Here is a 12,109-nt window from a genome sequence, read left to right on the forward strand (position 1 = left end):
ATTCTTAAAAGCCAGCCCTCGGGCTGGCTCTTTTTTTGCCGAAAAACCACCTTCCATCTCATCTTCTTCTAGCTGACTACCTTTCAATAATGCGCCGAAACGGTGGCAGTGAATCCAGCAGCAGTTGTCCATAACGTCTTGCGACAATACGGCGATCAAGGATAGTAACCCTGCCGGTGTCTTCTTCTGTGCGAAGCAACCGGCCAACCGCCTGTACCAGCTTTATGGAGGCATCCGGCACCGTTATTTCCATAAAAGGATTGCCACCCCGCTGGGTTATCCATTCCGCCAGGCCAGCTTCGATAGGATCGTCAGGAACCGAAAAAGGCAACCGGGTAATCACCACGTGGTGCAGGTACTTACCGGGCAAATCGATACCCTCGGCAAAACTTGCCACACCAAATAACACGCTGGCCCTGCCTTCATCAATGCGACTACGGTGCTGGCGCAACACTTCACCCCGAGACATATCATCCTGGGTAATGATCAAATCCGGGAAGTCTGGTGCCAAAGCATCCCGAACCTGATGCATCTGGCGGCGGGAGGTGAACAGCACAAGTGTGGCGGTTTCCCCGGCCCAGCATTCCGGTAAGCGCTTGATCAGCTCATCAGCAAAGCCATCATCAGTGGGCATACAAGCCATGGCCGGAACTTCAACGGTTGCCATTTCTGCATACCGGAATGAACTGGGAACCACCAGCAAGCGGCTTGCTTCCGGCAACCCGGCCCTTGCCTGCAGCCGATCAAAACGGCCGAGGGCTGTGAGTGTGGCACTTGTTAGCACAGACCCATAAGCTCGCGACCACAGCCGGGAATATAGCAAGTTGTCTGCCAGCACTGGCGAACTGAACAGGGTGATATCTTCGGCGTGATCCCACTTCTGCCGCACACTCCAGCGTGCTGGAGGGGGGCTCCTATGTATCCGGCTTCGTGCTTCGGGTGCGGCGTCAGTGGCGTCATCCTGAGTATTTTCTGATGGGCCCTCAGTGACCCCCTGCTGACTTTCCGTCGCCTTTGTTGCACTGCCGACTTGCTCAGTCCAGGCCGCCCATAGTCGCAACTGGTCTTCGGCCCGGCTGTGGAAGGCGCCAATTACTGGATACCAGGCTTCGGCGGTGTCTCGGTCTATCTCGTGTTGCTTACGCTCATCGAAAGCGCCTTGCAGTTCATCTGCCAATGCGCCCAGGTGACGGACCAGGTTGGCAGTCACAATTCTGCTTTCAGCGGCTAATTCTGCCAAGGCGTCTGGCAGCTCACCTTCGGGATACCGCCATTGCGCAGATCGGCGCTCTTCATTGAACTCCCAGCCAGTATTGTGTTCGGCCTCTTCATAAACTCGGGCGAGAATGAGATCCACATCCCGCGAGGCAGTACTGATGCGCTCAACCGATTTAGCGGCTTGCGTAGCCGGCGCAAGATAGGGCTGCATTTTCACCAATGCCTGGGATAGCTGTTTAAGCCATTGGCGGGTGGAGTTCAGAGGCACAGAGGCCGCAAAGTGATTCAACGCTTTATCTGGGAGGTGGTGAGCCTCATCAAAGATGAACAATGCGTTTTCAGGCTCTGGAAGAATGGCGCCCCCACCCAACGCAAGATCAGCCAGCACAAGGTCGTGATTCGCCACCACGATATCTACTTCATCCAGATCCTTGCGAGCGTCGAAAAACGCACAGCTATCGAAATAACTACAATGCCGGTTCGTGCACTGGCGGTGATCAGTCGTTACCTGCCGCCAAACTTCGTCAGGTATCTGTTCAGGCCAGTGATCTCTGTCTCCGTCCCACTTGCGGGAGCCATAGCTTGCCAGCATTTCTTCAAAGAAAGCGCGGGTTCCTGGCTCTTCGGTGCCAGGGCTATCCAGCAAAAAGAGAGGCATGGTATCGCTGTCGCCGTTGCCTTCATCGTGCAGTCGCGTTTCCAGACGGGACATGCACAGATACCGTCCACGGCCTTTGGCGAGGGTCCAGCTGAAATTCATTTTGCTGTGTTTTTTGAGGTCTGGCAGATCTTTAAGAACAATCTGATCTTGCAGTGCCACGGTGGCGGTGGAGATCACCAGGGTTTTGCCCAAGGCCCGAGCTACGGGAATGGCAGTAATCAGATAGGCCAGTGTTTTACCGGTACCCGTTCCGGCTTCAACCACGCAGGCCGCTGGTGGTGATGTGCGTTGGCCGTCGTTGTCGGTAATCTCACCCATGTACCGGGCAATCTCAGCTATCATCAGGCGCTGGCCATAGCGGGCGCGCACCTCTTTACCGGCCAACACATCGCGATACGCCTGCTGAATCTGCTGTTTTACGTCCCCGGTTAATGCCATTAGCGCGGGCTCACCCAGTCGCGGACAATACCCACGCGGAAACTTCTGCCTTGCTTGCTGAGAATAACGCCATTTTCTGTCACTTCTTCTACCAGGATCCCCGAAAATGCATCCCCCTGACCAAGATAGTGGCCATTAATCATCACTCGGCTGGCGTAGGGGTCTGTTGAATAAAGATGACTGTTGAACATCAGGTCCGGAATACTCTTTTGAAATGAAAGGGGTAACTCAACAAGGTGCGGCACACGCATTTTAGGCCCAGTCTCGGCCACCTCCGGCTGCTCGCGTTGCTGGCGCACAGACGGCGTGATAATGGCAGGCCACTGGCGTTCGGCTTCAGCTACCGGATTGTTTTCCGACACAGGCGGCGGGGAAACGACAGCTTGGGTAGATTCAGCCTGGACTGCTGGCTCAGGCTCTACTTTTTCGGCTGCTGGCGCGGTTTTCGCCGCCAATTCTTGCTCCTGCTTTGGTGCTGGCTCTTGCGCTGTCTCCACTGCTGGCTTCGGCCAGAATACAACGGCCAGCACTCCAGCATTCACCAGCAACGCCAGCACCACCCACACCATTGAGGATGTACGCTTTTTCTTAGGGCGATGTATCAATTGCACCTGTTGCCCCAGATCAGGGACTTTACCCTGGCGGCGCTCGGTTTCAGATTTTCTGAGCGCATCAAGAATGTAGGACATGCGTTATCCCTTCCCCTCAGGCCCTTTGATCATAAGCCTCGGAACATCTGCATTGAGGTCGCTGTTGATCTGAATAACGGTCATGGCACCGGCAATACCATCCACCGTGAGCCCCTTCAACGACTGATACCAACGCACCTGCTGTTGTGCAGTCATGCGTTTGATTCTTGCCGTGTCGGCGGGTGATTCGCCGTAGGCTTCCGCAAGTTCCATCATGCGAACCCCTATCCACATTTCCTCACCGGCTACATCTCTGGCATCGGCCCGAAAGGTCACGTAGTTCGGAAGTTGCCACAACACGCGGTACTCTCCAAACCAGAAGGGCTCAATACTGGAAAATGACACTTCCGCCGAGCCCTCAGGCGTCACAATTTCCGTCAAATCGCCTTGAAGATGACGCAGCACAACATAACCCCGGTTGCCGTTGTCGTCCTGAAGCATCAGCATGGCCGGCCTGTCCAGATACCCCAGGCTACGACGGCTCCCCTGCCGTTCCAGGCAATCAAGACCCGAGCTGCGAGCAAACTCACAGGCAATCGGCGATTCCTGCGAGTTGTACGATAAACCCCAAATACTGAGCAGTCCGCGAAATGCTTCGGACAGATTCATCGCCTGATCTGAGAACCTGAACGAGGGCACCGGTTGCGGTTCTGTTTCATCTTGTGGTGCCAGTTGGACGTCCGGCGAGTCTTCACGCTGTACAGTACCGGCGAGCTGCTCGGGGACTGCGTCTACCTCGGATATCGCATCCGGGCCTGACCACTGCTTATACACCCAATAGCTGCTCACAATAGCGAGCAGTAATGATGCCGCGACCAACAGGATGCCGGGCAGGTCCGGTTTGCCTGCTCCCTTGGTTGACTTTGGCCCTATGTTTTTACCGCCTCCAACTTCTTTCGCCGCCTGCCGTATATGTGCAACCGACACTTCGTGCTCACCTTCGGCATAGGCTCCCAGCAGCGCACGATCGCTAATCAGGTTGATAAGCCGAGGTATACCGTTACTTAAACGATAGAGCTTACGGACAGCCGCCGGTGCGAAGATGTCGCCGCGCATGCCTGCAACGCCAAGTCGGTAGCTGAGATAGGCCGGCAGTTCATCACGGTTGATGGCATCCAGGTGGTAGCGTGCAGTTACCCGCTGGTTCAATTGGCGGAGTTTTGGAAGCGAGAGTATTTGCTGCAACTCCGGCTGGCCCAACAATACAATTTGCAGCAGTTTCTTTTCTGCGGTTTCGAGATTGGTCAGAAGGCGCAGTTGTTCCAGTACATCGGCTGACAAATTCTGAGCTTCATCAATCATCAGAACCTTATGCCTGCCGGCTGCATGGGCCTTGAGCAGATCACGGTTGATCAAATCGACCATCTGCTTGATGGTGGCGCCGGCCGGGTGAGCTATTTCCAGCTCGTCGCAAATCGACGAAAGTAACTCTCGGGCTGAAAGCCGTGGATTCAGAATCAGGGCTATGTCTGCATGAGCCGGCGCATTCTCAATAAAGCATCGGCTAACAGTGGTTTTACCCGTACCCACCTCCCCGGTGATCACAATAAATCCGCCCTGCCCCTGAACACCATACATCAGGTGCGCGAGCGCTTCTTTATGGCGTTCGCTCAAATAGAGGTATCGGGGATCAGGCGCAATAGAGAACGGAGGCTCTCTGAAGCCGAAGAAGTCGTAATACATGGGCGTCCAGTCTAATGCTCAGGCGCCGGGCTGATCGGTAAATTACCGAGCCAGGCTCTTTAGCTGCGTATCATACCGCCCGCCTCGCCAGGCTGTCATCTCAGGATGTTCCGGAATCAGCACTGTTTATCAGCCTGAGATCCGCGGCACTCTGGCGGTTTTTCTGTTTAAGGCGGCGCACGCAACGCTCCAGGGTTTTGGATATGCGCGCATGGGAACGGATCATTGAAATTTTTGGCCAGGTTGCGCGCTCACCTGCCAGAGTCATTTCTCGCACAAACTCTGGCTTAGGGTCGGCGAGCATTCGGGTGTAATCCATGAGGCCATAGGTGGGCGCAATGGTTATGTCTCCAGAGTACCGCTGGGCCATGATCGTGTACATGTGGCCGTAAATCTGCCGCAACAGCTCGGGGCGGGCGCGTTTACGGAGGTAATCGAACACTCCTTGCCCGTGAAACTGGACTTCAGATTTGAGCAAGTGCAGTGGCAGCCTGGCCAAAGACAATTTGTCATCAGTGCCACGGTCGCTTAAAAAAGGAACAACGTGGGGGTTGGTCTGGCTCACGATGGTGAAATTCACATCGTAGAGATGCATCAGCCGCTCAATGGGCAGATCGCTCACAACAGAACCATCCACAAATTTCAGCCTTGGCATGTAAGGCAAGGCCTGACCCTGAAGATCCTTTTTCATCAGTGTAACCGGCGGGAAGATACCCGGTACCGCCGCACTGGCTAACGCAGCGCTCCACACCATCAGATAGGGCGACGTGTAACCAGATAACAGTCGCGCCTTCTGATGGGCCTGCACCGGCGACACGCTCATATTAATCGAGCGGCCCGTACGCTGGTAGGCCTCTTCAAAGGTGTATTCACCAATGTTAGTTCTCAGGCACGAGCGCAGCTGCTCTTGATCCATTAAACCTTCACCGCGCATGGCGCTGATGATGCCCCGCCACTTCCAGGCTTTCAGGTTGTGGTTCTCCGGAACCAGCATCTCAGGGATTTCAGCGTCTGTATGCACGCCCAGCATGCCCGCAACAATAGCGCCGGCGCTAGAGCCCGTAACCACCTGAGGCAGCAAGCCTCTTTCCCATAGTGCTTTGATAACCCCGAAGTGAAACATGCCAAGGCTGGCGCCCCCACTTAACAAAAGTGTTGGTCTGCCATAACTGGTAAGGGTGTCGCGAAAAAACTGAAGTTTGTCAGCAACCGGAAAGCCGGGCACCGGGTGATCGCACAGGAAATCCAGGGCTTCACAGGCCTGCGCTATGTACTCTTCAATCAGGTGTTTGGTCCCAACCCGGGAACGTGTGTAAAGCGCCGGGTTACCCATATTGCCAAGGTCGTGGTGGAGGCCCTCACGCAGTGCGCGCTTGAGGCGTTCAAAATCGTTTTGTTGGCGATACTGTTTAATACTACTCAGACGGTCATACAGCAATTCGTAGTGATAATGCTCTGAGACAAAATCCTCTTTCCACTCAGCATTACCTTCCAGAAAATCCAGCTCCAGAGCCGCAGCCTTCCACACCTCATAATTTGGTGCCTCAGCCAGCATCTTGCGGAATTTACTAATCCTTGGATCTTTAAGCACCGCGTGTCTCCTTCACCCAGAAATCCGAATCAGAAGTCGTCCAGCATCAAGTCATCATCGTCTTCGCTGGCAAATGGATCTCGGGTCACCCTGCCATCATTAATAAGAAACTCTCTGCGCTGCAAGAAGGCGTTGCGTACAAAAATATATACGTCGCCAGAAATAAAGCCCTCTGCGGGAATCAGGTCTGCCCGTTTATCAACAATCTGGACGCCTCGGGCATAATAGTTATAAGGGCTGTCAACGTTGTCCCACAGCGATGGTAACGCAAACCCATCGGCACCCAATCCAGTAAGGTGCCTTGGGCTTGATGGCCCAAGGAATGGAAGCATCAGATAGGGGCCAGAGCCCGCACCCCAATATCCTAAAGTCTGGCCGAAATCTTCGGGCCGCTCAGGGAGATCAAACGCTGTAGCAACATCAATCAACCCACCCAGGCCAAACACAGTGTTGTAGGTGAAACGCCCGGCAGCGACAACAGCCGATTCGCCCTTCAACTGGAATATGCTGTTAGTGAAATTTCGCACTTCCGACAAATTATTGAAAAAGTTCGTGATGGCTCGGTCGACAATATCCGGCATGAACGTTCGGTAGGTTTGAGCTACCGGCCGCAACGCCCAGCGATCAATTGTGTCATTGAATGTATAAACCTTGCGGTTCCAGTTCTCGTAAGGGTCCTGCGGGTTAACGGTACGCGCACCTTCAGGGGCAGGCTCCGCTGCGTTCTGAGCTTTGGCGGTGCCAGCGACCAACACCAGTGCCAGCACTGCCATAAGTTGCATGGCAGCATGCCAGCTCCGGGGTAAAAGTTTTGTCATGCTCAACTCTTGGATTGTCGACTTTTAGCGCCGGCGTACTACAACACTGCCAATGGAATAACCTGCACCGAAGGAGCATATAACACCCGTATCGCCGGTTTTCAGGTCGTCTTTGTGCTTATGGAACGCAATGATGGAACCTGCGGAGCTGGTATTAGCGTACTCATCAAGAATCACCGGCGCTTCATCTTCGGCAGCATCGCGGCCAAGCACCCTGCGGGCGATCAGCTGATTCATATTCAGGTTTGCCTGATGCAGCCACATTCTGCGCAGATCGTCTGGCGCAAGCGACAAGCTCTGAAGATGATTCTGGATCGTTTCAGCAACCAGCGGCGAAACTTCCTTAAATACCTTACGACCCTGCTGGATAAATAGTTTATCCGGCTGACCAATTCCCGATTCATCCGCACGATTCAAAAAGCCGAAATTGTTCCGGATATTGTTAGAAAAGGTGGTTGTCAGACGGGTACCAAGAATCTCAAAGCCCTGCCCTGGTTCAGTATTTTCTTCCCGCTCTACCAGAATAGCCGTGCATGCATCACCAAAAATAAAGTGGCTGTCGCGCTCGCGGAAGTTCAAGTGGCCAGAACAAATTTCAGGGCTTACGACCAGCACAGCTCGGGCAGCGCCGTTCTCTACAGAGTTCACTGCGGCTTGCAGGCCAAAGGTTGCAGAGCTACACGCCACGTTCATGTCGTAGGCAAAGCCTTGAATACCCAATGCAGACTGAACTTCTATGGAAACGGCGGGATAGGCACGCTGCATGTTTGAGCAGGCAACGATAACTGCGTCTACATCGTCGACAGTCTTGCCCGCTTGGGCGAGTGCTTCTTTGCAGGCCACAACAGCCATATCACACTGCACAGATTGCTCATCGTCCCCACGCTCGGGAATATACGGAGCCATGCGTTTGGGATCAAGAATGCCAGTTTTGTCGATAACGTGCCGGCGTTTGATACCTGAAGCTTTTTCTATGAACGCTGAAGAGGACGGCTGCAACGGCTCGATGTCACCGCGCTCAATCGCGTCAGCGTGCTCCGCGTTATACAGTTCGACATACTGGTTAAAGGCTTCGACCAGTTCATCGTTATCGATGGTTGCCGGCGGTGTGTACAGGCCGGTTCCGGAAATGACGGCTTTAATCACGCTAACCCCACGTCATGAATATGAAAATAAGAAGAAAGGAAAATCGCACTTTCAGAAATACTAACACAGTCCGCAGAATTTGCCCGCCCCACTGCCTCCGACCAAAGGCGGACACTCGCTTGTTATACGCGGGTTAACTGCCACTGCTTATCAAGACGCTTGGCGGATACTGTCATGGCGGTGCCCAATTGTTGGGCAAAAAACGACACCCGGAATTCTTCCAGCATCCATCGGTAAATAACCAGCTCCGGATCCCGTACACCTTGTTTTTGCTGTTCATCCCGCTTGCTCGCGTAACGGGCCCAAAGCGGTTCCATAACATGCAGGAACTCCCTTTCACGGCCCATTTCTCTGGGCATCTTTTCCAGCCTGACCAGCGCAGCATCAAAATAACGGCCGAATTCCGCCAACCATTCAGGAGGCGTTGCGACCAAAAAGCCCGGATAAACAAGGTCCTGCAGTTGAAACTTCAAATCCGCCATACTGTTAGCCAAGGCAAGGTTAATCTTGCCTTTCAACTTTTTTGCGATTTGCTGGTAGCCAGTCATGGCCTGAAACAGGCGCTCGTCGGCTTGTTCAAGGGCCGGGATAAAATCACCCCTATGACGATTGACCAACGCATCAAAGGCTTCCCGGGAATCCGGCATCTGATCCTGTAAAAAATGCGCCATTGCCGTGGACAAAAGCAAATCGTCGAGAAGTAATTTTGCCTTGCCGATAGGGGCAAACATCAAAGCCGACTGTTTGAAGCGCGGGAGTTTACGCTCCAGATCGTCCAGCGTATTCCCGAACCGATTGAGGATAAGGCGTGCGACACCTTTACGGGTTGTATCCTCAGCAGTGAGCCGGTCGAGGCAGCGAATTTCTTTGACCGATTTACCCATATCCTCAAGTGCCGGGTACACCGTAATTTGCATGCCGCCTTTTTCCGTTTGAACCTTGGCGGGCAACTCGCCAAACTCCCATTCGGTGTATTCACTAACAGGCTTTTGTTCAGTGCTTTCGCTCGTTGCTGATGCCAATGCCGCCTCGGCCCGCCCTTCCAGTTGATCCTGAAGTACCCCTGCCTCACGGCTTTCGGCGATAACCTTACCGCCGTCTCCGAGCACTCTCAGATTCATCCGCAGATGTCGTGGCAGCTCATCTCTCGGCCAGATTTCCGGATCAATGCGCACACCCGTCATTCTGCGCAGCTGCTCTCCCAATTGGAGAGCCAAAGGCTCGTTAGAAGGCTGCAAGTTTGCGATGGCTGCATCGACAAAGTCTGGCACGGGAACAAAATTTCGCCGCAGCGCCTTCGGAAGCCCTTTCACCAGCGCTATGCACTTTTCTCTAAGTAGCCCTGGCACAAGCCATTCCAGGCGCCGTGAAGGAATCTGCCGAAGCGCCATTAGTGGCACATGAAGGGTAACGCCATCTCGCTCGCTGGTGGGTTCAAACTCATAACTGAGCGGGTAGCGCACCCCTTCCCACTCCAGAAAATCCGGGTAAAGATCGGCCGCCTGAGCATCCACCGGGCGCTGCAGAACATCTTCTTCTGTCAGTTCAAGATTGCGCAGCTCTTCCGCAGTCAGGCCTTTCCACCAGCTTTCGAAGTGGCGACCGCTGACAATCTCTGCAGGCACGCGCTCATCGTAAAAGCTGACCAGCACTTCATCGTCTACCAGAAGATCCCGCCGACGGGTTTTGCTTTCAAGGTTTTCGACGCTGGTGAGCATCTCCCGGTTGCGCGCAATAAACGGTGCTTTCGACCGGTAATCACCTTCTACGAGCGCATGGCGGATAAACAGGTTGCGACATTCAACCGGGTCTATTTTGCTGAACGCGATGCTGCGTTTGGGCACAATATCCAGGCCGTACAGGGTGATCTTCTCGTACCCCATCACTTGAGCTCGTTTCTGTTCCCAGTGCGGCTCAAAATAGTGATGCTTCACCACATGCCCAGCCAACGGCTCTATCCATTCAGGCTGAATTGCCGCAACCATACGGGCAAACACCCGACTGGTTTCCACAATTTCTGCGGCAACAATCCACTTGGGTCCGATTTTGGATACTTTCGACCCCGGGAAGATCATCACTTTGCGATTACGGGTAGCCAGATATTCCTTTTTCTCTACCTTGGTGGCTACCTGCCCCAGCAGTCCCGCCAAAATCGCCTTGTGCATGGCCTCGTAGGACGCAGCTTCCTTGTTGAGCGACAACCTTTGCTCACGGCAAATCAGTGTGAGTTGTCGGTGTATGTCTCGCCACTCCCGCATGCGCATCCAGCTAAGAAAACTTTTCTGACAGAGCTTCCTTAACTGGTTCTGAGTCAGTGTCTGGCGCTGTTCTTCGTAGAAATTCCAGATATTGAGCAGGGTGGCAAAGTCAGACTCTTTGTCATTGAAAGGCGCATGGGCCTGATCAGCTGCTTGCTGTTTGTCCTGGGGCCGCTCTCTCGGGTCCTGCACCGTCAGCCCCGCAATAATGACCAGTGTTTCTGCGAGGCTACCGTGATCTGCGGCGGTTACCAGCATCCGTGCGAGCCGCGGATCCAGCGGCAGCTTGGACATGGTGCGACCAAGCTTTGTTACCCGGCGCTTGTCGTCCACCGCACTGAGTTCTTCCAGCAACTTATAGCCATCATTAATCAGGCGTTTATCGGGCGCTTCTATAAACGGGAAGTGGCGAATTTCACCAAGGCCGGAAGTGGCCATTTGCAGAATGACGGCAGCCAGATTGGTGCGAAGTATTTCGGGATCTGTGTATTCAGACCTATTGAGAAAGTCGGCCTCGTCATACAGGCGAAAACAGATGCCAGGCGCAACCCGGCCACAGCGCCCTGCCCGCTGGTTAGCACTGGCCTGGGATACAGGCTCAATGGGCAGGCGCTGTATCTTTGATCGAACACTGTACCGGCTAAGCCGTGCGACACCGGTATCTATAACGTAGCGAATACCCGGGACTGTCAGTGAGGTTTCCGCCACGTTAGTTGAGAGCACAATCCGACGACCACGATGATTCTGGAATACCCGATTTTGTTCTTGATTGCTCAGCCGTGAATACAGAGGAAGCACTTCAGTGTGCCTCAACTCCGCATGTCGCAGCATCTTACTCAGGTTACGAATCTCCCGTTCGCCTGGCAGGAATATAAGCACATCGCCCGGGGGTAACTTAGCGCTACGCTCATGCTGCTCAATTTCATCCATCACCGCGAGCACGCCGTCGTTCCAGCCCTGGTCGCGATCGTCTTCGTCGCCTGTTAATGGACGATATTGGATATCTACAGGGAAGGTTCGGCCGCTGACTTCCAGCACCGGCGCCTTGTTGAAGAATTCGCTGAAGCGCTCCACTTCAATGGTCGCAGACGTGATAATAACTTTCAGATCAGGGCGTTTGGGCAGAAGCTGCTTGAGATAGCCCAACAGGAAATCGATGTTCAGGCTGCGTTCGTGGGCCTCATCGATAATCAGTGTGTCGTAACGTTTGAGGTAACGGTCGTGCTGAACCTCGGCCAGCAGAATCCCATCAGTCATGACTTTGACGCGGGTCTGATCGGAGGTGTTATCGGTAAAACGCACCTGATAGCCAATCTGCTGGCCCACCTGCTCGCCCAGTTCATCGGCAATACGGGCTGCGACACTGCGGGCAGCAATACGTCTTGGTTGGGTATGACCGATAAGGCCGCGAATGCCGCGGCCCATGTTCATGCAGATTTTGGGAATCTGGGTGGTTTTACCGGAACCGGTTTCCCCTGCAACGATGACAACCTGATGGTTTTCGATCGCTTTACGGATGTCATCCACACGATCAGAAACCGGCAACCCTGCCGGAAAACTGATCGGTTTGTGCAGGGCCGCCCGGATATCAGCTTTTGAAGTCACCG

The 12,109-nt window shown here is 54.0% G+C and carries 7 protein-coding genes; all 7 read right to left on the minus strand.

Annotated elements, in window-relative coordinates; genetic code table 11:
• Positions 1-76: 76 nt before the first annotated feature.
• A complete protein-coding gene (dinG, locus tag Q0824_RS02745; RefSeq protein ID WP_298447314.1) occupies positions 77-2,317 on the minus strand; it encodes an ATP-dependent DNA helicase DinG in 2,241 nt (746 codons plus the stop codon).
• Entirely contained in the window at positions 2,317-3,006 is a 690-nt protein-coding gene (locus tag Q0824_RS02750) for a general secretion pathway protein GspB (protein WP_298447316.1), read from the minus strand. The genes dinG and Q0824_RS02750 overlap by 1 nt, the downstream gene beginning before the upstream one ends.
• A 3-nt stretch (positions 3,007-3,009) precedes the next feature.
• Complete coding sequence (locus tag Q0824_RS02755; protein ID WP_298447318.1) at positions 3,010-4,689, minus strand: AAA family ATPase; 1,680 nt, start codon at positions 4,687-4,689, stop codon at positions 3,010-3,012.
• Positions 4,690-4,789: 100 nt separating this feature from the next.
• Positions 4,790-6,280 carry a DUF3336 domain-containing protein gene (locus Q0824_RS02760; RefSeq protein ID WP_298447320.1) on the minus strand — a complete coding sequence of 497 codons (1,491 nt, stop codon included), beginning with the start codon at positions 6,278-6,280 and terminating at the stop codon, positions 4,790-4,792.
• 29 nt (positions 6,281-6,309) lie between these two features.
• The gene (locus tag Q0824_RS02765; RefSeq protein ID WP_298447321.1) at positions 6,310-7,098 is read right to left on the minus strand and encodes a VacJ family lipoprotein; all 789 of its coding nucleotides are present in this window, start codon (positions 7,096-7,098) and stop codon (positions 6,310-6,312) included.
• A 24-nt stretch (positions 7,099-7,122) separates the two neighbouring features.
• A complete protein-coding gene (locus tag Q0824_RS02770) occupies positions 7,123-8,244 on the minus strand; it encodes a beta-ketoacyl-ACP synthase III (RefSeq protein WP_298447323.1) in 1,122 nt (373 codons plus the stop codon).
• Between the two features lie 122 nt (positions 8,245-8,366).
• Positions 8,367-12,107, minus strand: a complete 3,741-nt coding sequence (gene hrpA / locus Q0824_RS02775; RefSeq protein ID WP_298447325.1) for an ATP-dependent RNA helicase HrpA — start codon at positions 12,105-12,107, stop codon at positions 8,367-8,369.
• Positions 12,108-12,109 lie beyond the last annotated feature (2 nt).

The organism is uncultured Marinobacter sp. (genome assembly GCF_947488835.1).
Lineage (GTDB): Bacteria > Pseudomonadota > Gammaproteobacteria > Pseudomonadales > Oleiphilaceae > Marinobacter.

Coding starts and splice junctions, on each gene's coding strand:
- dinG (WP_298447314.1), bottom strand. CDS start 2,317: ATGGCATTAACCGGGGACGTAAAACAGCAGATTCAGCAGGCGTATCGC.
- Q0824_RS02755 (WP_298447318.1), bottom strand. CDS start 4,689: ATGTATTACGACTTCTTCGGCTTCAGAGAGCCTCCGTTCTCTATTGCG.
- Q0824_RS02750 (WP_298447316.1), bottom strand. CDS start 3,006: ATGTCCTACATTCTTGATGCGCTCAGAAAATCTGAAACCGAGCGCCGC.
- Q0824_RS02765 (WP_298447321.1), bottom strand. CDS start 7,098: ATGACAAAACTTTTACCCCGGAGCTGGCATGCTGCCATGCAACTTATG.